Origin of the sequence: Enterobacter cloacae complex sp. 302F9 (assembly GCF_050030335.1) — a bacterium.
Taxonomy (GTDB): domain Bacteria; phylum Pseudomonadota; class Gammaproteobacteria; order Enterobacterales; family Enterobacteriaceae; genus Enterobacter; species Enterobacter hormaechei_C.
On record NZ_JBLGUC010000001.1, the window covers coordinates 1,334,261 to 1,359,206 of the forward strand.

23 protein-coding genes are annotated in these 24,946 nt (G+C 56.0%); 10 read left to right on the top strand and 13 right to left on the bottom strand.

Going from position 1 to position 24,946, the window contains the following annotated elements; translation table 11 throughout:
• Nucleotides 1-322 precede the first annotated feature (322 nt).
• Together chiP and chiQ are read left to right on the top strand one after the other, a co-directional pair.
• Nucleotides 323-1,720, top strand: coding sequence for a chitoporin ChiP (chiP, locus tag ACQG0T_RS06315; protein WP_017694280.1), 1,398 nt, complete (start codon nucleotides 323-325; stop codon nucleotides 1,718-1,720).
• A gap of 47 nt (nucleotides 1,721-1,767) precedes the next feature.
• The gene (gene chiQ / locus ACQG0T_RS06320; protein ID WP_045350017.1) at nucleotides 1,768-2,094 is read left to right on the top strand and encodes a ChiQ/YbfN family lipoprotein; all 327 of its coding nucleotides are present in this window, start codon (nucleotides 1,768-1,770) and stop codon (nucleotides 2,092-2,094) included.
• Nucleotides 2,095-2,237: 143 nt separating this feature from the next.
• On the opposite strand, the gene fur is transcribed toward chiQ, so the two are convergent.
• The 4 genes from fur to ybfF all read right to left on the bottom strand — a co-directional run bounded on the left by fur (nucleotide 2,238) and on the right by ybfF (nucleotide 4,851).
• Complete coding sequence (gene fur / locus ACQG0T_RS06325) at nucleotides 2,238-2,684, bottom strand: ferric iron uptake transcriptional regulator (RefSeq protein WP_010428651.1); 447 nt, start codon at nucleotides 2,682-2,684, stop codon at nucleotides 2,238-2,240.
• Between the two features lie 291 nt (nucleotides 2,685-2,975).
• Nucleotides 2,976-3,506 carry a flavodoxin FldA gene (gene fldA, locus ACQG0T_RS06330; protein ID WP_003858653.1) on the bottom strand — a complete coding sequence of 177 codons (531 nt, stop codon included), beginning with the start codon at nucleotides 3,504-3,506 and terminating at the stop codon, nucleotides 2,976-2,978.
• A gap of 155 nt (nucleotides 3,507-3,661) precedes the next feature.
• Nucleotides 3,662-3,949 carry a LexA regulated protein gene (ybfE, locus tag ACQG0T_RS06335; RefSeq protein WP_003858652.1) on the bottom strand — a complete coding sequence of 96 codons (288 nt, stop codon included), beginning with the start codon at nucleotides 3,947-3,949 and terminating at the stop codon, nucleotides 3,662-3,664.
• A gap of 128 nt (nucleotides 3,950-4,077) precedes the next feature.
• Nucleotides 4,078-4,851 (bottom strand): esterase, encoded by a 774-nt coding sequence (ybfF, locus tag ACQG0T_RS06340; protein WP_271040602.1) that lies wholly within the window; start codon nucleotides 4,849-4,851, stop codon nucleotides 4,078-4,080.
• Nucleotides 4,852-5,034: 183 nt separating this feature from the next.
• Here ybfF and seqA point away from each other — a divergent pair, with 183 nt between their 5' ends.
• Together seqA and pgm are read left to right on the top strand one after the other, a co-directional pair.
• Nucleotides 5,035-5,580 (top strand): replication initiation negative regulator SeqA, encoded by a 546-nt coding sequence (gene seqA / locus ACQG0T_RS06345; protein WP_003858650.1) that lies wholly within the window; start codon nucleotides 5,035-5,037, stop codon nucleotides 5,578-5,580.
• 24 nt (nucleotides 5,581-5,604) lie between these two features.
• Nucleotides 5,605-7,245 (top strand): phosphoglucomutase (alpha-D-glucose-1,6-bisphosphate-dependent), encoded by a 1,641-nt coding sequence (pgm, locus tag ACQG0T_RS06350; protein WP_015571122.1) that lies wholly within the window; start codon nucleotides 5,605-5,607, stop codon nucleotides 7,243-7,245.
• A 145-nt stretch (nucleotides 7,246-7,390) separates the two neighbouring features.
• Here pgm and potE read toward each other — a convergent pair whose 3' ends face one another.
• The 9 genes from potE to kdpF form a co-directional block, all read right to left on the bottom strand.
• The gene (potE, locus tag ACQG0T_RS06355; RefSeq protein ID WP_003858648.1) at nucleotides 7,391-8,704 is read right to left on the bottom strand and encodes a putrescine-ornithine antiporter; all 1,314 of its coding nucleotides are present in this window, start codon (nucleotides 8,702-8,704) and stop codon (nucleotides 7,391-7,393) included.
• Nucleotides 8,701-10,899, bottom strand: coding sequence for an ornithine decarboxylase SpeF (speF, locus tag ACQG0T_RS06360; RefSeq protein ID WP_126290888.1), 2,199 nt, complete (start codon nucleotides 10,897-10,899; stop codon nucleotides 8,701-8,703). Before speF ends, potE begins: the two co-directional genes overlap by 4 nt.
• A 255-nt stretch (nucleotides 10,900-11,154) precedes the next feature.
• Nucleotides 11,155-11,259, bottom strand: coding sequence for a leader peptide SpeFL (speFL, locus tag ACQG0T_RS06365; RefSeq protein WP_003858645.1), 105 nt, complete (start codon nucleotides 11,257-11,259; stop codon nucleotides 11,155-11,157).
• A 278-nt stretch (nucleotides 11,260-11,537) separates the two neighbouring features.
• The gene (gene kdpE, locus ACQG0T_RS06370) at nucleotides 11,538-12,215 is read right to left on the bottom strand and encodes a two-component system response regulator KdpE (protein WP_032670340.1); all 678 of its coding nucleotides are present in this window, start codon (nucleotides 12,213-12,215) and stop codon (nucleotides 11,538-11,540) included.
• A complete protein-coding gene (kdpD, locus tag ACQG0T_RS06375) occupies nucleotides 12,212-14,899 on the bottom strand; it encodes a two-component system sensor histidine kinase KdpD (protein ID WP_015571120.1) in 2,688 nt (895 codons plus the stop codon). The genes kdpE and kdpD overlap by 4 nt, the downstream gene beginning before the upstream one ends.
• The gene (kdpC, locus tag ACQG0T_RS06380) at nucleotides 14,900-15,475 is read right to left on the bottom strand and encodes a potassium-transporting ATPase subunit KdpC (protein WP_015571119.1); all 576 of its coding nucleotides are present in this window, start codon (nucleotides 15,473-15,475) and stop codon (nucleotides 14,900-14,902) included.
• A 12-nt stretch (nucleotides 15,476-15,487) separates the two neighbouring features.
• Complete coding sequence (gene kdpB / locus ACQG0T_RS06385; protein ID WP_015571118.1) at nucleotides 15,488-17,536, bottom strand: potassium-transporting ATPase subunit KdpB; 2,049 nt, start codon at nucleotides 17,534-17,536, stop codon at nucleotides 15,488-15,490.
• A gap of 18 nt (nucleotides 17,537-17,554) precedes the next feature.
• Nucleotides 17,555-19,234 carry a potassium-transporting ATPase subunit KdpA gene (gene kdpA / locus ACQG0T_RS06390; RefSeq protein ID WP_049134670.1) on the bottom strand — a complete coding sequence of 560 codons (1,680 nt, stop codon included), beginning with the start codon at nucleotides 19,232-19,234 and terminating at the stop codon, nucleotides 17,555-17,557.
• Entirely contained in the window at nucleotides 19,234-19,323 is a 90-nt protein-coding gene (gene kdpF, locus ACQG0T_RS06395) for a K(+)-transporting ATPase subunit F (protein ID WP_003858638.1), read from the bottom strand. The genes kdpA and kdpF overlap by 1 nt, the downstream gene beginning before the upstream one ends.
• Nucleotides 19,324-19,632: 309 nt before the next feature.
• Here kdpF and ACQG0T_RS06400 point away from each other — a divergent pair, with 309 nt between their 5' ends.
• The 6 genes from ACQG0T_RS06400 (at nucleotide 19,633) to pxpA (ending at nucleotide 24,928) form a co-directional block, all read left to right on the top strand.
• Nucleotides 19,633-19,839 (top strand): YbfA family protein, encoded by a 207-nt coding sequence (locus tag ACQG0T_RS06400; RefSeq protein ID WP_252051729.1) that lies wholly within the window; start codon nucleotides 19,633-19,635, stop codon nucleotides 19,837-19,839.
• 598 nt (nucleotides 19,840-20,437) lie between these two features.
• On the top strand, nucleotides 20,438-21,850 hold the full coding sequence (phrB, locus tag ACQG0T_RS06405; protein ID WP_271040603.1) for a deoxyribodipyrimidine photo-lyase: 1,413 nt from the start codon (nucleotides 20,438-20,440) through the stop codon (nucleotides 21,848-21,850).
• 10 nt (nucleotides 21,851-21,860) lie between these two features.
• Nucleotides 21,861-22,604, top strand: a complete 744-nt coding sequence (locus ACQG0T_RS06410; protein ID WP_026094364.1) for a type 2 GTP cyclohydrolase I — start codon at nucleotides 21,861-21,863, stop codon at nucleotides 22,602-22,604.
• A gap of 14 nt (nucleotides 22,605-22,618) precedes the next feature.
• Nucleotides 22,619-23,275 (top strand): 5-oxoprolinase subunit PxpB, encoded by a 657-nt coding sequence (gene pxpB, locus ACQG0T_RS06415; protein ID WP_003858633.1) that lies wholly within the window; start codon nucleotides 22,619-22,621, stop codon nucleotides 23,273-23,275.
• Nucleotides 23,269-24,201, top strand: a complete 933-nt coding sequence (gene pxpC / locus ACQG0T_RS06420; protein ID WP_015571116.1) for a 5-oxoprolinase subunit PxpC — start codon at nucleotides 23,269-23,271, stop codon at nucleotides 24,199-24,201. Before pxpB ends, pxpC begins: the two co-directional genes overlap by 7 nt.
• A complete protein-coding gene (gene pxpA / locus ACQG0T_RS06425; protein WP_022650616.1) occupies nucleotides 24,188-24,928 on the top strand; it encodes a 5-oxoprolinase subunit PxpA in 741 nt (246 codons plus the stop codon). The genes pxpC and pxpA overlap by 14 nt, the downstream gene beginning before the upstream one ends.
• The last annotated feature ends 18 nt before the right edge of the window (nucleotides 24,929-24,946 follow it).

Consider the following 24,946-nt stretch of genomic DNA (forward strand, 5'->3'; position numbering starts at 1 on the left):
TTTCATAAATGATTTCAATTAAAAAATAAACATCTCAAATGTTTAAACGATGAAACCGATTACATGTTTATGGAAATAAAAGGTTTTTTGTCAAACGCCCGCATTTTTGGAGTTATGAATGAAATGTAACAGAAAACGATGAAATATGTGCGGTTGCTCATATTCTTACATTCCCGTTACAGAAAGAGATTGATAATTCGCGTCGCGAAAAATAGTCTAACCATTGTAGTCAACGAGGTTTTTCTCAACGCTACTTTTTCATTTTATTTTTTCGCTGTTTGCCTTTGGTAACAGCAATTTATACGTCAAAGAGGATAAACATATGCGTACGTTCAGTGGCAAACGTAGTGCGCTGGCGCTGGCTATCGCCGGTGTGACAGCTATGTCGGGCCTGGTGGTTGCGCCAGAGGCAAAAGCAGCAGGTTTCATCGAAGATTCCACCCTCACGGGCGGTATTTATTACTGGCAGCGTGAGCGTGACCGTAAAGACGTCACTGAAGATAAATACAAAACCAACCTTTCTCACTCGACCTGGAACGCCAACCTTGATTTCCAGTCGGGATATGCCGCCGATATGTTCGGGATCGATATTGCAGCGTTCACCGCAATTGAAATGGCCGAAAATGGCGACAGCGGCCATCCGAACGAAATTGCGTTCTCCTCCAGCAATAAAGCCTACGACGAAGACTGGTCCGGCGATAAAAGCGGAATCAGCCTGTATAAAGCGGCTGCAAAATTCAAATATGGTCCGGTCTGGGCGCGTGGAGGTTATATCCAGCCAACCGGCCAGACGCTGTTAGCACCGCACTGGAGCTTTATGCCAGGTACCTATCAGGGTGCGGAAGCCGGTGCTAATTTTGACTACGGCGATGCGGGGGCGTTGAGCTTCTCCTATATGTGGACCAACGAGTACAAAGCGCCGTGGCACATTGAGATGGACAAGTTCTATCAGAATGATAAAAAAACCAAAGTTGATTATCTCCACTCGCTGGGGGCGAAGTACGACTTCAAAAACGATCTGGTGCTGGAAGCTGCTTTTGGTCAGGCTGAAGGCTATATCGATCAGTACTTTGCTAAAGCCAGCTACAAATTTGATATCGCGGGTAGCCCGCTGAGCACCAGCTATCAGTTCTACGGTACGCGCGACAAAGTCAGTGATGGCAGCGTAAATGATATCTATGACGGCACCGCGTGGTTACAGGCGCTGACCTTCGGCTACAAGGTAGGTCAGGTTGATTTACGTCTGGAGGGAACATGGGTCAAGGCAGAAGGGCAGCAGGGCTACTTCCTGCAACGTATGACGCCAACCTACGCCTCTTCCAATGGTCGTCTGGATATCTGGTGGGATAACCGCTCTGACTTTAACGCCGACGGCGAAAAGGCGGTCTTCTTCGGCGCAATGTATGACCTGAAGAACTGGAACCTGCCTGGCTGGGCGGTGGGTGCGTCCTACGCGTACGCCTGGGACGCGAAGCCAGCAGATATGGCTACGCCAGACGCCTACTACGATCCGAACTACCGTCTGAAAGAGTCTTCATACAGCCTGGATGCGATTTACACCCTTCAGGAGGGCCGTGCGAAAGGCACGATGTTCAAACTGCACTTCACCCAGTATGACAACCACTCCGATATCCCGAGCTACGCGGGCGGTTACGGCAACATCTTCCAGGATGAACGTGACGTGAAATTCATGGTCATTGCGCCATTCACAATCTTCTGATGAACACGCTGGCGGGCGAAATCCCGCCTGCATGGAGACTGCATATGATGAAAAAAATGGTAATCGTTGCGCTGCTGGCATCGGGGCTGGTGGCGTGTGCGCAGGATCAGGCGCAGAAAGAAGACTCCCGTCTGAAGGAGGCGTATAGCGCCTGCATCAATACAGCACAAGGATCGCCAGAGAAGATTGAAGCCTGCCAGAGCGTGCTGAATGTGCTGAAAAAAGAGAAGGCGCATGAGCAGTTTGCGACGCAGGAAAATGTTCGCGTGATGGATTACCAGGCCTGTATCCAGGCGCGGAAAACCGGTAACGATCAGGAAGTGGCGAAGCGTTGCGATAAGATCTGGGACGAGATTCGCAATAACAATAAATAAGTTGCTTTACGCCCGGGTGGCGCTGCGCTTACCGGGCCTACAACGGTGTCACAGCCCGTAGGCCCGGTAAGCGCAGCGCCACCGGGCTTTTTTCAGGCAAAAAAAAGCCAACCTTACGGCTGGCTCAGAGTATGAACACGATATTATTTCGCGTCGTGCGCGTGGTCGTCTTCGCGGCAATCGCCTTCAGCGCAGTGACCGTACAGGTACAGGCTGTGGTTGGTCAGGCGGATGCCATGACGGGCGGCGATTTCACGCTGGCGTGATTCAATGGAATCATCGCTAAATTCAATGACCTTGCCACAGTCGAGGCAGATCAGGTGATCGTGGTGATGCTGCTGAGTCAGCTCGAACACGGATTTACCGCCTTCGAAATTATGACGAGTAACAATGCCCGCGTCATCAAACTGGTTCAGCACACGATAGACGGTTGCCAGCCCAATCTCTTCACCCATATCGATAAGACGCTTATAAAGGTCTTCCGCACTGACATGGTGATTGTCTGGCCCCTGAAGCACTTCAAGGATTTTTAACCGAGGAAGCGTTACTTTCAGGCCAGCTTTCTTTAATGCGGTATTGTTGTCAGTCATGCGGAATCTGTCCTGTTGCTAAACGATTCACTTCAAAAGAAGAAGTGACAGAAAATGCACTTGGGATAATGCGTCTCATTATAGAACTGCCATGGCTAAATGAAAACTGCAAGTCTCAAGCAAAGTATGCTTATAAAAACGTGGTATCACCAACAAACTTGTTCGATGGCACCCACTTTTTACCAGGGGGATATTGTACAGGTCTGGGCGAAAAAGTTAAAAGTTTGTAGCAATTAATTTAATCGGTTTTACCTGGAAAACGGGCGCAACCGGAGTTGCGCCGCAGGGATATCAGGCGTTAAGGATATCGTCCAGGTTCAGCTCTTCACGAACCTGCTTAACCCATTTTTCTACACGCTCAGCGGTCAGCTCTGGCTGACGGTCTTCATCAATGGCCAGGCCAACGAAGTGATCGTCATCTGCCAGACCTTTGGACGCTTCGAAATGGTAACCCGCCGTTGGCCAGTGACCGACGATCGCCGCACCGCGTGGCTCAATGATGTCGCGAATAGTGCCCAGCGCATCACAGAAATACTCAGCATAGTCTTCCTGATCGCCACAGCCAAACAGGGCAACCAGCTTGCCGTTGAAGTCTACTTCTTCCAGCGTCGGGAAGAAATCGTCCCAGTCACACTGTGCTTCACCGTAGTACCAGGTCGGGATGCCCAGCAGCAGGATGTCATAGCCCTCGAGATCTTCTTTGCTGCTCTTGGCGATGTCATGCACATCAGCAACGTCTTTACCGAGCTGTTTTTGAATGTTTTTTGCGATATTTTCAGTATTGCCGGTATCACTGCCAAAGAAAATGCCGATGATTGCCATGAGTAAAATAACCTCTTGAAACTTAATGGTATGGTGGCGCAAATTGTCCACGGATAAGGGCAATAATAGCAGAACAGGCAACCCTGCGGAAACAGCTATCACGCAGGACTGCACTCTGTGCTACATGAAAAAGGTAATATTGGGGATTTTCTGACTCACGCCTTGCCGCGTAACGTCTCAAGCTGGGCGATCAGCATCTCTTCGATCAGTTCGCTGCGGCTGATGTTGCGTGCGTCAGCTAACTCGTTAAGCGCATCGACGGCATCGGCATTCAGCTTCAGTTCGACACGCTTAAGCCCACGATTTTTATCGCGTTTAAGCTGGTTGCGTTTATTGATACGCAGCTGTTCATCGCGCGAAAGCGGATTCGTTTTCGGTCGTCCCGGTCGACGCTCATTCGCGAACAGATCTAGTGTCGTACGGTCCGTTTGTTCTTTGGCCATGATTCTGAGACTTCGGGGGAAACACGCCGCCCTGCTAATGCCCGGGCGATAAGCGCGCCATCATACATCACCCAAATCCACACGCCAACGACTGGAAGCCCGTCGTCTTCCGGTCGCTGGCTTTTTAATCAATTCGCTGTATCAGTAAGATAGCGGCGAATGGCGCGCAGGACGGCATCCGGTTTTTCCGCGTGTACCCAGTGCCCGGCACCCGCAATAACGTGAGCGCGAGCCTGCGGGAATTGCGCCAGCAGCGTGTCACGGTACGCATCAGTGACGTAAGGGGAGTTGCCGCCGCGAATAAAAAAGGTAGGGTGCGGCCAGGCGGGGACGGTTTCCCAGCCCACAATATGCGAATACTGATCCCACAATACCGGGACGTTAAAGCGCCATTGTCCGTCAACAAACGATTTCAGCAGGAACTGAACTACGCCTTCCTCATCAAGATGCTCACGCATAACGGCAGCCGCCTGCTGGCGGGTTGCGACACCCGCTTCGGTGACCGCATTGATGGCGGTAAAAATCTCATCGTGACGGCGAACGTCGTAATTGACGGGCGCAACGTCGATGACCACCAGCCCGGAAATTCGCTCAGGGGCCAGCGCAGTGAGCGCCATCACCGCTTTGCCGCCCATTGAATGCCCGATAAGCGTCGCTTTCTGGATATTATTCGCATCGAGGGTGTCCCGCAGATCCTGCGCCATGGCTGCGTAGGTCATCTCCTCCGAGCGCCCAGAAAGACCGTGATTGCGCATATCAACCTGGAGAATCGCGTGATCGGTCACTAAATCGCGCGCCAGCACACCCAGATTATCCAGGCTACCAAACAGGCCGTGAACCAGTACGATGGGAGAATTATTGTTCGGCGATTGTGCAGTTTGCGCTCGGGTATTCAATTTCATGGCAAAGTTCTTTTTTTAGGTTTGTCAGGTTAGGGTATCATGTTGACCATTCTGCCGCCCGGGGGCAAGGATCCAGTTTAATCTGACTTTTGCCGCCAACCTGGTTTGACGCTATCCGCTGTTGGGATTTGACCTTATAATCTCAACGACTTGTATTCAGATAAGATATCGCACTGGATTAAGATGAAAACAATCGAAGTTGATGACGAACTCTATCAGTATATTGCCAGCCAGACGCGGCATATTGGGGAGAGCGCGTCCGACATTTTACGGCGCATGCTTAAAATTTCCGCCGCCTCACAGCCCACTCCTGTCACTAAAGATGTCGTGTCTCAGCCGAGCGTTGTTGCACAAGTAAAACCTGCCGTCATGCCGGCAAAAGACAAAGTGCGCGCGATGCGCGAGCTGCTGCTGTCCGATGAATATGCCGAGCAGAAAAAGGCGGTTAACCGCTTTATGCTGGTGCTGTCTACACTTTACTCACTGGATAACAACGCATTTGCAGAAGCGACAGAGTCGCTGCACGGTCGCACGCGCGTTTACTTCGCAGGCGACGAGCAGACCCTGCTGCAAAATGGCAACCAAACCAAGCCCAAACACGTTCCCGGTACACCATACTGGGTGATCACCAACACCAATACGGGCCGTAAGTGCAGCATGATCGAACATATCATGCAGTCCATGCAGTTCCCGGCGGAATTGATCGAAAAGGTTTGCGGTACAATTTAACCCTTGCATCAGAAGGACCAGGCAATGGCAAATCACAGCCGTGCAGGACAACCTGCACAACAAAGCGATTTGATTAACGTCGCTCAACTGACCGCGCAGTACTACGTGCTGAAGCCGGTGGTGGGCAACGCAGAACACGCAGTGAAGTTTGGTACATCTGGCCACCGCGGTAGTGCGGCGCGCCACAGCTTTAACGAACCGCACATTCTGGCCATTGCTCAGGCCATCGCGGAAGAGCGCGCCAAAAATGGCGTCACCGGTCCGTGCTATGTAGGGAAAGATACCCACGCCCTGTCTGAACCTGCTTTTATCTCCGTGCTGGAAGTGCTGGCGGCGAACGGCGTAGACGTGATTGTTCAGGAGAACAACGGTTTTACGCCAACGCCAGCGGTTTCTAACGCTATTCTGGTACACAACAAAAAAGGTGGCGCGCAGGCTGACGGCATTGTGATCACCCCGTCCCACAACCCACCGGAAGATGGCGGCATCAAGTACAACCCACCTAACGGTGGCCCGGCGGATACCAACGTCACGAAAGTGGTGGAAGATCGTGCCAACGCGTTACTGGCTAACGGTCTGAACGGTGTGAAACGCATCTCGCTGGATGAAGCCATGGCCTCCGGCCACGTGAAAGAGCAGGATCTGGTGCAGCCGTTCGTGGAAGGGCTGGCGGATATCGTCGATATGGCCGCTATCCAGAAAGCCGGTCTGAAGCTGGGCGTGGATCCACTGGGCGGCTCCGGTATTGAATACTGGAAACGCATTGCCGAGCACTACAAGCTGGATCTGACCATCGTGAACGATCACGTCGATCAGACCTTCCGCTTTATGCACCTGGACAAAGACGGCGCGATCCGTATGGACTGCTCCTCCGAATGCGCAATGGCTGGCCTGCTGGCGCTGCGCGACAAGTTCGATCTGGCGTTTGCCAACGACCCGGACTACGATCGCCACGGTATCGTCACCCCGGCAGGGCTGATGAACCCGAACCACTACCTGGCTGTTGCAATCAATTATCTCTTCCAGCACCGTCCGCAGTGGGGCAAAGAGGTCGCGGTGGGTAAAACGCTGGTCTCTTCCGCTATGATTGACCGTGTGGTCGACGCGCTGGGTCGCAAGCTGGTGGAAGTGCCGGTGGGCTTCAAGTGGTTTGTTGACGGTCTGCACGACGGCAGCTTCGGCTTTGGCGGTGAAGAGAGCGCGGGGGCATCCTTCCTGCGCTTCGACGGCACCCCATGGTCAACCGATAAAGACGGCATCATCATGTGCCTGCTGGCGGCGGAAATCACCGCGGTCACCGGTAAGAACCCGCAGGAACATTACAACGAGCTGGCGGAACGTTTTGGTGCGCCAAGCTATAACCGTATTCAGGCTGGCGCCACGTCTGCGCAAAAAGCAGCTCTGTCAAAACTCTCTCCGGAGATGGTCAGTGCCAGTACCCTGGCTGGTGACCCGATCACCGCGCGTCTGACGGCGGCGCCGGGTAACGGCGCATCGATCGGCGGCCTGAAAGTGATGACCGAAAACGGCTGGTTCGCCGCGCGTCCATCCGGTACGGAAGATGCGTACAAAATCTATTGTGAAAGCTTCCTCGGCGCTGAGCATCGTCAGCAGATTGAGAAAGAAGCGGTAGAGATTGTCAGCGAAGTGCTGAAAAACGCGTAAGTCGTGATCTGGTGCGGGCTGATGCCCTCACCCCGGCCCTCTCCCACTGGGAGAGGGAGAAAACATAAAAAACGGCAACCTCAGGGTTGCCGTTTTGCATTGACCTCGTAGGCCCGGTAAGCGCCAGCGCCACCGGGCTTCTTTTTTAACTATGTTTATTCTTCAGTTCAAACCGTGGTGAGACCAGACCGTACAGCGTCCAGCCCATGAATGTCACCATCGCCCCATACAGCATCGCCTCCTGACCGGACGAGTAGAGCGCATAGAAGCTGTAAATCGCCCCAATCAGCGCCACGATATTGGCCGCCCGGGCTTTGCGCGGATCCACCTTCGCCACCTTCTGAATAATCACCAGCGCCGCCATCGACAGAATGTACGGAATGATGTTCGTCACCACCGCCAGGTTGACCAGCACGTTAAACTGGCTGTTCAGTGACGGGCTGATGGTCATCAGCGACAATCCGCTCTGGAAGATGACAATCGCCAGCATGCCCTGCACCGGCGCATCCGCTTTGGTGACGCGGGAGAAGATTTTCGGGAAATAACCTTCGTCAGCGGAAGATTTGAATACCTGGGCGATGGTGAACTGCCAGCCCAGCAGCGAGCCGCAGCAGGACATCACCATCAGTCCCATGATCACTTTCCCTACCTCCGGCGTAAACATCTGCGCAAACGCCAGTCCGAACGGCGCCGTGGAGTTAGCCAGATCCATGTTGGGCACAATTCCCGCAATCACGTTGGTCGAGACGATATAGATCACCGCCGCCCCCAGCGTCCCGCCGAGTACCGCGATCGGCACATTTTTCTCCGGGTTTTCCACCACTTCCGCATTCGCACAGGCCGACTCCAGCCCGAGGAAGGCCCACAGCGTCATGGCGATGGACGATCCCACGGCGGTGAAGAACGGTACGTGATGCGGATTCCAGGAATTGGCGTACAGCGTCGGGCTGAACCAGAACCAGCCGATGATGCACAGGCCGACAACCGGGATGATGACGCCCCAGACGGTGATGCTGCTGAGCTGTCCGGTGATGCGCGCGCCGCCAAAGTTAGCGACGGTGCAGATCCAGAGCACGCCGATGGTCGCCAGCCCAATTTGCACCGGGGTCAGCGTCGCGCCAAACAGCTCTGTGCCGTAACCGACAGCGGAAATGGCAATCGCCACATTGGCGATCAGCAGCGACACGCCATAGGTATAGTTCGCCATAAAGTTACCGGACTTACCAAACGCATATTCGGCATAGCCGCCCATCCCGCCGGACTTGCGGCTGAACATGCCGCACTTGGCAAACGCCCACGCCAGCGCCATCGAACCCACGGCGGTAACAAGCCAGGAGATAATCGAAATCGTCCCCACTTCAGCGAGCTTGGTGGGGAGCATGATGATCCCCGAACCCATCATATTCACCATGGTGAGAATAGTGAGTTGCACCACGCCCATCTTGTTGGCCTTACTCATAATTTTTCTCCTTTCAGCAGCGATGGCTGAGCGGCAGGTTGTTTGATGACGTAGCAGCGCACCTGTTTGCGACCGTCACACTCCTCGACGTAAACCCCCTGTAACTCCGGCGCAAAACCCGGCAGCAGATTGATCCCGTCTTCCAGCGCGGCGAAATAGCGCAGCACGGAACCGCCCCAGACTTCTCCCGGCACCACGCACAACACCCCCGGTGGGTAAGGCAGCGCGCCTTCCGCGGCGATACGGCCTTCCGCGTCGCGCAGGGACACCAGCTCGACCTCACCGCGCAGATAGGCATAGTTCGCCTCCTGCGGGTTCATCATGACGCGTGGGAAGTGAGACTTGCGGAACATCTCTTTTTGCAGTTGCTTCACGTTATGGCGGGCGTAGAGGTCATGCATCTCCTGACAAATCTGACGCAGGGTATAATCCGCATAACGTTCCGGATGTTGCTTATAAAGAGAGGGCAGAACCTCTTTCAGCGGCACATCGCTCTGGAGCAGTTTTTCGAAGCGCACCAGCTGGGCGACGAGCTGCTGCAATTTGCCCATGTCCTCCGCCGGGGTGAGCAGGAACAGAATGGAATTGAGGTCGCATTTTTCCGGCACGATGCCGCTTTCACGCAGGAAGTTGGCGAGGATGGTCGCGGGCACGCCGAAATCATCGTACTCACCGGTGCGGGCGTTGATGCCCGGCGTAGTTAGCAGCAGTTTGCAGGGATCGATAAAATACTGATGCTCGGCGTATCCCTCAAAGGCGTGCCAGCGTTCGCCCGGAACGAAATGGAAGAAGCGCAGATCGGTCGCAATCTCTGCCGTATCCCAGCTTTCCCATGGACGGCCATCCACCGTCTCCGGCACGAACGGACGAATAAACTGACAGTTCTGAAGGATCAGTTTCCGCGCTTCGATACCCGTCACCACGCAGTCCATCCACATGTTGCGCCCACTTTGCCCCTCGTGCATGCGGGCGTTGATATCCAGGGCGGCAAACAGCGGATAAAACGGGCTGGTGGAGGCGTGCATCATAAAGGCGTTGTTGAGGCGTTTATGCGGGACATAGCGCGGCTGGCCTTTTATGTGGCTGTCCTTCTTATGGATTTGCGAGGTTTGCGAGAAGCCCGCCTGCTGCTTATGCACCGACTGGGTCACCAGAATGCCCGGATCGTTTTCGTTCAGCTCCAGCAGCAGCGGCGAGCAGTCGGCCATCATCGGGATAAACTGCTCGTAACCCACCCAGGCGGAGTCAAACAGAATGTAATCGCACAGGTGACCAATCTTATCCACCACCTGACGGGCGTTATAAATGGTACCGTCGTAGGTGCCCAGCTGGATCACCGCCAGACGGAACGGACGTTCATCCCGCGCACGGCCAGGCGCGACCTCTGATACCAGCTCCCGCAGGTAGCTCTCGTCGAAACAGTGTGCGTCGATACCGCCGATAAACCCGTACGGGTTGCGCGCCGTTTCCAGATACACCGGCGTCGCGCCCGCCTGTAACAGCGCCCCGTGGTGATTAGATTTATGGTTATTGCGATCGAACAGCACCAGATCGCCTGGCGTGAGCAGGGCATTGAGCACCACCTTGTTGGAAGAGGAGGTGCCGTTCAGCACGAAGTAGGTTTTATCCGCATTAAAGACTTTTGCCGCATGCTGCTGGGCGATGCATGGCGCGCCTTCGTGGATCAGCAGATCGCCCATTGCCACGTCGGCATTGCACAGATCGGCGCGGAAAAGCGTTTCGCCAAAGAAATCGACAAACTGGTTTCCGGCCGGATGGCGGCGGAAGAACTGGCCTCCCTGATGTCCGGGGCAGTCAAACGCGCTGTTCCCCTGCTGGACGTAATCGACCAGCGCGCGGAAGAACGGCGGGCGGAGCTGGGTTTCGTACTTCTGCGCAGCCGCTTCAAGCTGGCGTCCGTAGTACGCATTGCTGGTGTCGGAGTACTCAAAAACGCCGTGAATACGCGACAGAAATTCAGCCGGAACCCTTTCTTCTTTATGCGTGGCAATAAACACCGGGATACCGAATCCCGTGGCTTCTATTTCTTCTATGGCGCCATTGAAAATATCGCTGACGGCCAGAACCACGGCTGCCACATCAATATAATCTGATGCGGTGATATCCACGATGTCGCGCGAAGTGGTAAAGCATTCAGGGCAGGCACGGCTGACGGCAATTTTTAACGTTTTCATCTTTATCTCTTTATTTCAGGCAATATGGGGCCCTCGACTTCTTGCGGTAAAGAAATCGATTATTTCCGGAAAAAAAAGCAAAGCGTGTCCGCTGATACGAAATCAGTTAATTGCTTTTTTGCTGAGTAGAATTCAGTCCGCCCGGTTGCGGAGAATCTGAATCACAAGGAATGAGCGCAGGTGTTCACAGGCAACAGCCTGTAAAATAGCGTTTTTCAGGATAACCTGTAAGCAGATGCGCCAGAAGTCGAAGGACTACCGGGCGTTAAAGAGATGAAAGTCAAAACAGTTACGGTGGGCAAACATCATGATATGTGTTGTCCGCCTTATATGGGGCATTAAACGATTATTGTTTTCCATGTTCAGTTTCCTTTCAGTAATTGAAAGCATGGTCATTTTATCCAGGAAAAAGGGATTAACTGTGAAACAGATCACCAATAACCGATCATTTCAGAAATAATTAGTCGTTTTGAGTGAATAACGCAGATCAAAATGCTGTTTTGTTGGTTCGGTGTTAATTTGATGTTTTAATTGTGTTTAAAGAGGGCGGATATAGCTATGAAAATAAACTCATCGTTATTTTCATGGCTATATTAAGGCTGGTATGTTTTTTATTTAAAATTAAAGTGAATACTTATTCAGATCATAAACCGATATCCGATACCGGTTTCTGTTAATAAATGACGAGGACGCGCGGGATCGGCTTCAAGTTTCTGGCGAAGGTGTCCCATATAAATGCGTAAATAGTGACTATGCTCGACAGCATTCGGTCCCCAGACCTGGCTTAACAGCTGTCGCTGCGTTAACACTTTTCCGTGGTTATTGAGCAGCACGGCCAGCAGACGAAATTCGATAGGCGTAAGGTGGATCTCTTCTTCCCCTCGCACGATGCGGCGGGCGGCAAGATCGACGCGGATATCGCCAAAGGCGTACACCGGATCGGAAGAGGACGTGGCACTGTGTCGACGCAGCGCCACACGAAGCCGGGCCTGTAACTCGCCAATGCCAAACGGTTTGATCAGATAATCATCCGCTCCGGCATCCAGCGCGGCGATTTTATCCGTCTCTTCGGTGCGGGCAGAGAGCACCAGAATGGGCATCTGGCTCCACTGACGCACCTCACGAATAAAATCGATGCCGTCGCCATCCGGAAGTCCCAGATCCAGGATCACCAGATCTGGCTTGCGGGTGGCGGCTTCAATTAACCCCCGTTGAAGCGTACCGGCTTCATGCACGCGCAAGCCGTCGCCTTCCAGCGCGGTACGCAGAAATCGGCTGATAGCGAGCTCATCTTCAACAATCAGAACGTTAATCACAAATCCTCTGGTAATTCATCAAGTTCTGGTGGGGTTTCAAGAGGAAGTGTAACACAAAAGCGTGCCCCACCTTCCGGGCGGTTCTCTGCGGAAATGGTGCCACCATGCACGTCGACAATCGCCTGGCAGATCGCCAGACCCAGCCCAACGCCCGGAATGGCGGATTCCTTATTACCGCGCGCAAATTTTTCGAATATGGCGCGCTCCTGACCGGCCGGAATACCCGGCCCGTTATCCCAGACGTCGAGCCGCAGCACACGTTTATCCACCCTGGCAGCAATCCCCAGCCGGGCCTTTGTCCCGGCGTATTTAGCCGCGTTTTCCAGCAGATTAATCAGCACGCGCTCAAACAGCGGGCCATCCACATGGATTAACGTTAGGGGTTCCGGCATGTCCAGCTCAATATGGCGCCCGCCGAGACCCGGCTCCAGCATCTTCAGCGCACTGCCGACAACCTCCTCAAGGGTGAGCCACTCTTTTTTGAGGTTAAACCCGCCGGACTGAATGCGCGCCATGTCCAGCAGGTTGTTCACCAGGCGCGTGGTATTCAGCACGTGCTGGCGAATTTCGCTGGCCTGCATCGCGTGCTTTGATCCTTCCGCCGCCAGATCCAGCGTCAGAATTTCGGACTGGCCAAACAGCACGGTAAGCGGGGTGCGCAAATCGTGAGACAGCGCTGCCAGCAGCGAATTGCGAATACTTTCGCGCTCGCTTGCCAGCCGCGCCTGCTCTTCGCTGGCGGTGAGCGCCAGCCGTTCAAGGGCGCTGGCGACCAGCAGGGTGAAGGTTTCCAGCAGGCGCTGCTGCTCTGGGATCATCAGCTGACGCAGGTTAGACGGCTCGACGATGACCAGCCCGTGATTTTTATCCGCGCTGCGCAGCGGCAGGATCTGGTAAGGCACGCCGGGCAGAGTGTCGGTGCCGGCGCCGGCAGGTAACCCCTTATCGAAACTCCAGCGGGCAATCGCTTCATCCCAGGGCGTCATCCCCGAAGGGGAGGTCAGCGGGCGAAGGCGCCCCTGTTCGTCGGGGAGCAAAATCAGGTTACTGGCATGAAAGGTCGAACGAATAAACTGCTCGCTGGTCTGCACGATATCTCGCTGCGTGCGGCCAACCGCCAGCGATTTTGACATTTCATACAGATGGCGCGTGCGCTGCTCGCGATAGCGGGCAATGCGTGCCTGGTAGCGTACGCCTGCCGTCAGATTCCCGATCACCAGCCCGACGGTAAGCATCACGGCAAAGGTCAGAATGTACTGCACGTCCGAGACAGCAAGCGTCCCGCGCGGAGCGATAAAAAAAAGGTCGAAGCTGATGACGTTGATCACCGTTGCCAGCACCGACGGCCAGCGGCCATAAAAGAGCGCGACCACAACGACGCCGAGCAGATAAATCATGACCAGATTGGCGGCGTCGAAGGCGATGAGCCACTGGCTGGCAATCACCGTAATCAGGGCGCAAAGGACCACGGCCACCAGGCAACCCCGGATCTGAATGCGCCATTTATCGCCAAAGGTGCGAGCATCCGGCGTACGGTTGGGCAGAGGGGCGGGCTTGTCATCCAGCGCGACGATGACTAAATCAAGATCCGGCGCGCGGCGGGCCAGCCTGTCGGCAAAAGATTCGCGGCTAAACCAGCGGCGATGCTGTCGACGTCCAATGACAATCTTGCCCAGGTTGTGCTCGCGCGCGTAGCGCAGAATGGCTTTATCTTCCTGCGGTTCGGAAAGGGTGGCGGTTTCGGCACCCAGCTCCTGCGCCAGCCGCAGCGCGCTCAAAATGGCGCGACGCTGATTTTCTGGCAGGCCATGCAGCTGCGGCGTTTCGACGTAGACCGCGTGCCAGACGCTGCCAAATTTCGCTGCCAGCCGGGCGGCGGTGCGAACCAGTTTTTCGTTGCCGCTGCCGTGACCAATGCATAACAGAATGGCGTCCCGCGTGTGCCAGACGCGCTCTTGTCCCTGTAGGTCTCGCCAGGCGCGCATCTGGTCATCAACGCGATCGGCGGTGCGGCGCAGGGCCAGCTCGCGCAGGGCAATCAGGTTTCCTTTGCGGAAAAAATGTTCGATGGCGCGTTCGGCCTGGCCGGCAATATACACTTTGCCTTCGTGCAGGCGCTGGCGTAGATCGTCCGGCGGCAGGTCAACCAGTACGACTTCATCGGCAGAATCAAAAAACGGATCGGGGACGGTTTCCCGCACCTGGATACCGGTTACGCCGCTCACTACGTCGTTCAGGCTTTCCAGATGCTGAACATTCACCGTGGTGAAGACGTCAATGCCTGCCTCAAGCAGCTCCTCAACATCCTGCCAGCGCTTCGGATGGCGGGAGCCTGGCGCATTGCTGTGCGCCAGTTCGTCCATCAGGATCAGGGCAGGGCGGCGGGCGAGGGCGGCATCAAGATCAAACTCAGTGACCAGCCGCCCGCGATGGCTGATACGCTGGGGCGGCTGCGTCGCCAGCCCCGTCAGCAGCGCAGCCGTCTCTTTGCGACCGTGGGTTTCCACCACGCCGATGAGAATATCAAGCCCCTGCGCCCGAAGCCGCTGGGCTTCCGTCAGCATGGCGAAGGTTTTCCCGACGCCCGCGCAGGCGCCGAAGAAAATTTTTAGCTTGCCGCGGTGGGCTTCAGCCGTCTGTTCAAGCAGCCTGTCCGGATCCGGGCGCATGGGCTCGTCGGTCATTTAGTTCTTCCTTAGCGCGTCCAGCGCCAGATTCAGCTCAACAATGTTCACTACCGGCATGCCGATGAAGCTGACCAGCGGCTTTTGCGTATGCTCTGCGACCAGCTGGCTCACCTGCTCGACGGTCAGCTGACGGGCGGCTGCCACGCGTGGGATCTGCCACACCACCGCATCCGGCGTCAGGCTGTAATCCAGCCCGCTCGCGGAAGCGGTGATCAGCTCAACCGGCACCTCACGGCTGGCCTGCGGATTCGCGGCGCGCAGGGCGGCAACGCGTTCAGCAACGGCTTTGTCCAGGTCAGGATTACTGCCAGCCAGATTGCTGCCGCCGGAGGCCATTGGATTATACGGGCTTTCCGCAGTGGCGGAAGGGCGTCCCTGGAAGTAGCGCGGGTCCGTAAAGTTCTGCCCAATCAGACGCGAGCCGCGGTTTTCACCGTTCTGGATAATCAGCGAGCCGTTGGCCTGATCTTTAAACCACCACTGGCCCAGCGCGGTAGTCATCAGCGGGTAAAGCCCGCCGGTAATCAGAGACAGCAGAATAAACAACAGTATAGCGGGACGTAACATCGTCATTGGATCCACCTTTTAAACCAGCCCGAACAGCGTTAACAGCATGTCGATAACCTTGATCCCAATAAAGGGCACCACCAGCCCACCCAGACCGTAAATCCACAGGTTACGGCGCAGCATGGCGGCGGCCGTCAGCGGCTTATAGCTCACCCCTTTCAGCGCCAGCGGAATAAGAAAGACAATAATCAGCGCGTTGAAGATCACCGCGCTCAAAATGGCCGAGGCCGGAGAGTGCAGGTGCATCACGTTCAGGGCATTCAACTGCGGGTAGGTTGCCGCAAAAGCCGCCGGAATGATGGCGAAATACTTCGCCACGTCGTTGGCGATACTGAACGTGGTCAGCGAGCCGCGCGTCATCAGCATCTGCTTCCCGATATGTACCACTTCGATCAGCTTGGTCGGGTTCGAGTCGAGATCCACCATGTTGCCCGCCTCTTTTGCCGCCTGGGTACCGGAGTTCATCGCCACCGCCACGTCGGCCTGCGCCAGCGCCGGGGCGTCGTTGGTGCCGTCGCCGGTCATCGCCACCAGACGGCCTTCCGCCTGATACTGGCGAATGAGTGCCAGCTTCGCTTCCGGCGTCGCTTCGGAAAGGAAATCATCCACGCCCGCTTCGGCGGCAATGGCCGCCGCAGTCAGACGGTTATCCCCGGTGATCATCACTGTTTTAATGCCCATCTTACGCATCTGGGCGAAACGCTCTTTAATACCGCCTTTAACGATATCCTTCAGGGCGATAACCCCCAGAACGCTTGCACCTTCCGCCACCACCAGCGGGGTTGCCCCCTGACGCGCCACGCTTTCCACCAGATGGTCGACTTCCGGGGGGAAGTGTCCATTATTGGCTTCAATATGACGGCGAATGGCATCAACGGACCCTTTACGGATCATCCGGTCCTGAATGTTAATTCCGCTCATTCGGGTTTGCGCCGTAAAAGGCACGAACGTGGCGTGCAGGCTCTGAACGTCGCGCTGGCGCAGGTTAAAGCGCTGCTTGGCGAGGATCACGATACTGCGGCCTTCCGGCGTTTCATCGGCCAGCGAGGAAAGCTGCGCCGCGTCAGCCAGCGTTTTTTCATCCACGCCGGGAGCAGGTAGAAAGTCAGAGGCCTGACGATTGCCCAGGGTGATGGTCCCGGTTTTATCCAGCAGCAGCACGTCTACGTCACCCGCCGCTTCAACGGCGCGTCCGCTGGTGGCGATGACGTTCGCGCCCAGCATCCGGCTCATCCCCGCCACGCCAATCGCGGAAAGCAGGCCGCCGATAGTGGTGGGGATCAGACAGACGAGCAGGGCGATCAGTACGGTGATGCTAACCGCTGTACCGCCGTAGGCGGAGAAGGGCCACAGGGTCGCCGTTGCCAGCAGGAAGACAATGGTGAGCGCCACCAGCAGAATGGTCAGGGCGATCTCGTTCGGCGTTTTACGACGCTGTGCGCCTTCCACCATGGCGATCATCCGGTCGAGAAAGGTTTCGCCCGGGTTAACGCTGCACCGGATCACCAGCCAGTCGGAAAGAATGCGCGTTCCGCCGGTAACTGAGGCGAAATCTCCGCCCGACTCACGGATCACCGGTGCGGATTCCCCGGTAATGGCGCTTTCGTCTACCGACGCGCCGCCCTCGATCACCTCCCCGTCGCAGGGGATGATGTCGCCAGCTTCCACCAGCACCACGTCACCTTTACGCAGCTCATCCGCCGGAACGTGGTCCATCTGCGCGCCGTATTTAGGTTCGCGTAATTTGCGCGCAAAGGCGGTTTTTTTTACCCCTTTCAGGCTGTTGGCCTGCGCCTTACTGCGGCCTTCCGCCAGCGCTTCGGCAAAGTTGGCGAACAGCACGGTAAACCACAGCCACAGGCTGATGGCGGCGGTAAAGGTTGCATTCCCTGAAAGGTGTCCCGTTCCCATGGCAATCGCCAGTGCGGTGGTGAGTAAACTTCCAGTCCAGACAATAAACATCACCGGGTTGTGCCACTGCACGCGCGGGCTCAGTTTTTTTACCGCATCCATGAGGGCCTGACGAACTAACGTCGGTTCGAGCAGGGCCAGTTGTTTACGACTCATGACAAATTCTCCGCAAAATCAGCGTAAAGAGAGATATTCCGCAACCGGGCCTAACGCGAGGGCGGGGATAAAGGTCAGGGCACCCACCAGCAAAACGGTGCCAATCAGCAGGCCGACGAACAGCGCGCCGTGAGTCGGTAACGTACCGGTGGTGGTCGGCTGGATCTTCTTATTCACCAGTGTTCCAGCGATCGCCATGACGGGAATAATCACGCCGAAACGTCCGATGAACATGCAGAACGCCAGCAAACAGTTCCAGAACGGCGAGTTGGCGCTTAACCCTGCAAAGGCGCTGCCGTTGTTGTTGGCGGCAGACGAAACGGCGTAAAGCACTTCGCTAAAGCCGTGAATGCCCGGGTTAAAGATGCCGCTGCGCCCGGCGTCGGTCATCAGCGCCAGCGCGGTACCGAGCAGCACAAGGGTGGGGGTGACCAGAATTGCCAGCGCGGTTAATTTCATTTCGCGGACGTCGATTTTTTTGCCGAGATACTCCGGCGTGCGACCGATCATTAGCCCGGCGATAAACACGGCGAGCAGAACGAACAACAGCATGCCGTACAGCCCCGAACCGACCCCACCGAAAACTACCTCGCCAATCTGCATCAGCCACATCGGGATCATGCCGCCGAGCGCGGTAAAAGAGTCGTGCATGGCGTTCACTGCCCCGCAGGAGGCCGCCGTGGTGACCACCGCATAGAGGCTGCTGGCAAGAATGCCGAAGCGGCTCTCTTTGCCTTCCAGGTTGATATTGCTGTTAGCCCCCAGCTGCATGAAGTGGCTGTTGCCGTTCCATTCGGCCCACATCACCAGTGCTACGCAGACCACGAAGATCAACGACATCGCCCACAGCAGCGTACGTCCCTGGCGGCGATCGTTAACCACATCGCCAAAGGCGAAGCAGAGCGCGGCGGGGATCAGGAAGATCGCCAGCATCTGTACAAAATTGGTTAATGCCGTTGGGTTTTCAAACGGATGCGATGAGTTGGCGTTGAAGAAGCCGCCGCCGTTGGTGCCCAGCATCTTGATCGCTTCCTGCGACGCCACCGGCCCCATTGGAAGGAGTTCCCTGGCCCCTTCAAGCGAGGTGTAAGGGGTATAAGGCAGCAGGTTTTGCAGAGTGCCTTGCTGAATAAAGAACAGGGCAATAATCAGCGCAACAGGCACCAGGATCCAAAGGGTGATGCGCGTGACATCAACCCAGGCGTTGCCGAGGGTGCTGACATTCTGACGGGCAAACGCGCGCGTCAGGGCGAAGATCACCGCGATACCGCTGGCCGCAGAAAGAAAGTTTTGCACGGTTAACCCGGCCATCTGGCTGAAGTAGCTGAGCGTGGTTTCACCGGCGTAAGACTGCCAGTTGGTGTTGGTGACAAAGCTGACCGCCGTGTTCAGCGCCAGATGCCAGGATAAACCCGGTAACTGCTGCGGGTTCAACGGCAGACTGCCCTGGAGCATCAGCAGCGTAAAGAGGGCAATAAGCCCCAGGATATTCAGAAGCAGTATCGCCATCAGGTACTGGCGCCAGTTCATTTCCCGGTCGCTGATACCTGAAATGCGCCAGAGCACGTTTTCAATATTTCGCGTGCCAGGCAATGGCACGTTGTTTATCAGCCGCGCCAGCGCTGTTCCCAGCGGCCTGGCGAGCACAAACAGCACCAGTATAAAGCTGGCAATAAGCAAAAACGCCTGAGCAGCCATCAGAATGCCTCCGCATTAATCAGGGCATAAATCAGATAACCCAATAACAGGAACACCAGCACGATGCCGGCAATCAGACCTGCACTCACAATCCACCTCCGGGTGACTTTTGTTGTTGTACAAACGGTAGGATTTATGGCGCAAAGATTTCGCAAAAATCAGAAGGGCAGGTGTAAAAAAAGTATAAAAAGGGAAAGACCACAATTTAACTATTGGTAAGTAAATCGTTAACTTTTTTGTAACTTAATTACAGGCGGGAATGTAAATATTCACGAAATGGATGAAAATAAGTGGTCGGATGAGTAGTAAAATTACAAACAAAGCGGTATTATTTTAACCAGGTCACAGATTTCACATTTTCCGGAGACGGTTTCCGGCCAACTACAGGGGAGAAAATTATGGATCTTTATAAAGAGTTTCCGGCTCATATCATTTTCATGCGTCGCACTTTCGCCGTAGTGGCTGGCGTGTTGGCCCTGCCGGTGATGCTGTTCTGGAAAGATCGCGCACGTTTCTACAGTTACCTGCACCGCGTCTGGTCGAAAACCAGCGAGAAGCCGGTGTGGATGGATCAGGCCGAGAAAGCGACCTGCGATTTCTACTGATACGGTGTGACATCGTAGCCATAAAAAAACCGCCTACAGCAATGTGGCGGTTTTTTTGTCCCTCGGGATTCGCGGTCCGTTGGGTAATCTTGCAGCCCCTACCCGGGATTTTTATCATACCCTTCTTTAAAAAGTTCACAATCCACTTCACCTTTATAAATTCCTAATTTTACTGAAATAACTTACTTTTGGCGTTGGTGCTAATTATGATGCCACGTCCCTTTCCGCCATCTCGCAAATGGGCATCGGTCCTGGGAAAGGTGTATCCATAGCCGTAAAGCAGCCCACCTACCCGGGCTTGTGTCCACCGATTTATCACCGGTGGTGATAGGTGGAGCGGTTAGCAGCAGGGACCGCATAGTGAAACGCTATTTATGCATCGCGTTCATTGTCGCCAGCGCACTCGTTGTAAAGAGTGATAAACCGGATGTGTTTATTGCCTTTACCCTGATAGCGCAGGACAAGTAGCGTTAAGGCCGCCTCGGGCGGCCTTTTTTATTTCATCCCGTCTACACTTCATGGCAAAGTAGTTCAATGCGTGCCTTTTTCCTTTTACGGCATGCCCTTACGGACATAATGGACAATTGCCAGGAGTTTTATGCCCACCCATCTGGTTTGGTTTCGCGCGGATTTACGCATTCACGACAACTTCGCTCTCGCGGCGGCCTGCCGCGCTAAAGACGCGAATGTGCTGGCCCTGTTTATCGCCACGCCTGAACAGTGGCGGCAGCATGACATGGCGCCCCGGCAAGCGGCACTACTCCGCGCGTATCTGAATGACCTGCAACATTCACTGGCTGAAAAAGGCATTCCGCTGATCTATAAAGAGGCCCATGATTTTGCCGCGCAGCGCCAGACGGTGCAGGCAATCTGCCAGCAGCACGCAGTAACGCATCTTTATTACAACTATCAGTATGAATTCAACGAGCAACAGCGGGATCGTCAGCTGGAGAAAACCCTTGCGGGCGTGGTCTGTGAAGGCTTTGATGACAGCGTGATGCTCGCGCCGGGCAGCGTAATGACCGGTAGCCACGAGATGTATAAAGTTTTCACGCCGTTTAAAAATGCCTTTATCAAACGCCTGAAAGAGGGACTACCTGAGTGCGTTACCGCCCCGACCGTGAGAGGGGAAACGATAACGGATATGCCGGCGATCAGGCTGAATTATCCCCAGCAGTCGTTCGATGAAACGGTATTCCCCGCCAGTGAGAAAGCAGCTATTGACCGGTTGCGTCAGTTCTGCACGCAGGGGGCGGCAGAGTACGAGGCGCGTCGGGATTTTCCAGCGACTGAAGGCACCAGCCGCTTGTCGGCCTGTTTAGCGCTGGGCGCGCTCTCTCCGCGCCAGTGTTTACATCGCCTGCTGGCGGAACAGCCTCAGGGCTTAGACGGGGGGGCGGGCGCAGTGTGGCTGAACGAACTGATCTGGCGTGAGTTTTATCGCCATCTGATGACGTATCATCCTGATTTGTGTAAACATCGGCCCTTTATTCACTGGACCGAACAGGTACAGTGGCAGTCGAATGAGAAGCTGCTTAAAGCATGGCAGCGTGGGCTCACCGGCTTCCCGATTGTTGATGCGGCTATGCGGCAGCTCAATGAAACCGGGTGGATGCATAACCGTCTGCGTATGATTACCGCCAGCTTCCTGGTGAAGGATCTGCTTATCGACTGGCGAACCGGAGAGCGTTATTTTATCTCTCAGCTGATCGATGGCGATCTTGCGGCGAATAACGGCGGCTGGCAGTGGGCGGCCTCCACCGGAACGGATGCGGCTCCCTATTTTCGGATCTTCAATCCGACCACGCAGGGACAACGATTTGACGCCGACGGCGAGTTTATCCGTCGCTGGCTGCCTGAGCTAAAGGATGTCCCGGCCAAAGCCATTCATGAACCCTGGGTATGGGCGGATAAACAGCGTGTTACCCTGAACTATCCCCGTCCCATTGTCGACCATAAACAGGCGCGCGTCGCCACGCTGGCGGCGTACGAAGCCGCCCGAAAAGTTTGAGAGAATGATGATGAAAAACAGTGAACTGGAACGCCTGATTAACGAAAAACTCAACACGGCTTCGTTTAGCGACTACGGCCCGAATGGCTTGCAGGTGGAGGGGCGCGAGGCGGTGCAAAAAATCATCACCGGCGTGACGGCAAGCCAGGCGCTGCTGGATGAGGCGGTGCGTCAGGAAGCCGATGCGGTGATTGTCCACCACGGTTATTTCTGGAAAAACGAATCACCGATTATTCGCGGCATGAAGCGCAACCGACTCAAAACGCTGCTGGCGAATGACATCAATCTGTACGGCTATCACCTGCCGCTCGATGCGCATCCTGAACTGGGAAATAACGTTCAGCTTGCGCAGCTGCTGGGGATTACCGTGATGGGTGAAATTGAACCTCTGGTGCCGTGGGGCGAACTGTCGATGCCGGTTCCGGGTCTGGAGCTGGCTTCGTGGATCGAAGCGCGCCTGGGGCGTCGTCCGCTGTGGTGCGGCGACACCGGGCCGGATACCGTGAAGCGCGTGGCATGGTGCACCGGCGGCGGTCAGGGCTTTATTGACAGCGCGGCGCGTTTTGGTGTCGACGCCTTCATTACCGGCGAAGTCTCCGAGCAGACCATTCACTCAGCCCGTGAACAAGGCCTGCATTTTTACGCGGCGGGCCATCACGCCACCGAGCGTGGCGGCATCCGCGCCCTCAGCGAGTGGCTGACGGAAAATACCGATCTGGATGTGACGTTTATTGATATCCCTAATCCGGCCTGATGAGAGGTAGTTAAGTGCAGCGAGCGCGTTGTTATCTTCTGGGTGAAACCGCGGTAGTTCTGGAGCTTGAGCCTCCGGTGACGCTTGCCACGCAAAAGCGTATCTGGCGTCTGGCTCAGCGACTGCCCGAGCTACCCGGCGTGGTTGAAGCTATTCCGGGTATGAATAATATCACCGTGGTGCTGCGTGATCCGCACACGGGGGCGCTGGATGCCATTGAGCGTCTGCAACGCTGGTGGGAGGAGAGCGAGGCGCTGGAGCCGGAATCGCGGACGATTGAGATCCCGGTTGTCTATGGCGGCAAGGGAGGTCCCGACCTTGGCGTGGTGGCCGAACACTGTGGATTAACGGAGAAGCAGGTTGTGGAGCTGCATAGCTCAGTCGACTATGTTGTCTGGTTTTTGGGGTTTCAGCCGGGTTTCCCCTATCTGGGCGGGTTATCGCCCCAGCTGCATACGCCGCGCCGGGCTGAGCCGCGCCTGAGCGTACCGGCGGGCAGCGTGGCGATTGGTGGCGAGCAAACGGGAATTTATCCGCTCGCCTCACCGGGAGGCTGGCAGCTGATTGGGCACACGTCCACGCCGTTATTTGAACCAGGCCAGGACGCGCCCATACTCCTGCGTCCGGGGGATACCCTGCGCTTTATCCCGCAGAAGGAGGGGGTATGTTAACGCTTATTCGCGCAGGGCTTTACACCTCGGTACAGGATGCCGGGCGTTTTGGGCTGCGTCAGTCGGGCGTGAGCTACTGCGGTGCGCTCGATCGCCCTTCGCTGGAGATTGCCAACCTGCTGGTAGGTAACGCAGGCAGCACGGCGGCGTTAGAAATTACGCTGGGTCAGTGCGTGATTGAGTTTGGTCAGGAAACCTGGTTTGCCTTAACCGGCGCGGGCTGTGACGCGACGCTGGACGGCAAAGCGGTGTGGACCGGCTGGCGCCTGCGGGCGAAGGCCGGGCAGCGTCTGACGCTCAAGCGTCCTCTGCACGGCGTGCGCAGCTATCTTGCGGTGGCGGGGGGGATCGACGTGCCGGAGGTGTTGGGCTCATCCAGCACCGACCAGAAAGCGGGAATGGGCGGCCATGAAGGACGGCTGCTGCGTGACGGCGATCGTCTGCGAATAAAGACCTCAACGCGCCATTTCACCACCACGCAGGGCGTGAAACAGCTGCTGTGGGGGAACGTGATCCGCGCCTTACCAGGACCGGAATACCATGAGTTTGATGAAGCCGCGAAAGAGTCTTTCTGGCGCTCGCCGTGGAAGATCAGCCCGCAGAGTAACCGCATGGGTTACCGGCTTCAGGGCCAGCCGCTGACCCGCACGACTGACCGGGAGCTGCTTTCCCATGGTCTGTTGCCCGGGGTGATTCAGGTGCCGGGCAACGGGCAGCCCATCGTACTGATGAACGATGCGCAAACCACGGGGGGATATCCGCGTATTGCCTGCATTATCGAAGCGGATCGCTACCATCTGGCGCAAATTCCTCTAGGTCAGCCCATTCATTTTGTGCAGTGTTCGTTGGAGGAGGCGCTGAAAGCCCGGCAGGATCAGCAGCGTTATCTCGAACAGCTGGCGTGGAGGCTCGATGGTAAAGATTGATTTAAACGCCGATCTGGGGGAGGGCAGCAACGCCGATGCGGCGCTGATGACGCTGGTCTCCTCGGTGAATATCGCCTGCGGGTTTCATGCCGGCGATGCGCAGACCATGCTGGCAAGCGTGCGCAATGCCATGAAAAACGGCGTGGCGATTGGCGCTCACCCCAGCTTTCCCGACCGGGAAAACTTTGGTCGCACGGCGATGGATCTGCCCCCTGAGACGGTTTACGCGCAAATGCTCTACCAGATCGGCGCGCTGGAGGCGATAGTGCGCGCTGAGAATGGCGTGTTGCGCCACGTCAAGCCGCACGGCATGCTCTATAACCAGGCGGCGAAAGATCCGGTGTTGGCGGATGCCATTGCCCGTGCGGTGCGGGACTGTAATCCGCAACTGATTCTGGTAGGCCTGGCGGGCAGCGAACTTATTCGTGCCGGAGAACGGCTGGGGCTGACTACGCGGCAGGAAGTGTTTGCCGATCGGGGATACCTGCCGGACGGTAGCCTTGTTCCGCGTACGCAGGCCGGTGCGCTGATCACCGACGAAGGTAAAGCACTGGCGCAGACGCTGGAGATGGTGCGCTTCGGGCGAGTAACCTCAACGGAGGGGACAACGGCAAACGTTCAGGCTGATACGGTGTGCTTACACGGTGACGGCGAGCATGCGCTCCAGTTTGCGCGACGCCTGCGGGCGGCGTTCTCGGAAGAGGGCATTGTTGTCAGCGCAGAATAATCATGAAAGGACAATAAC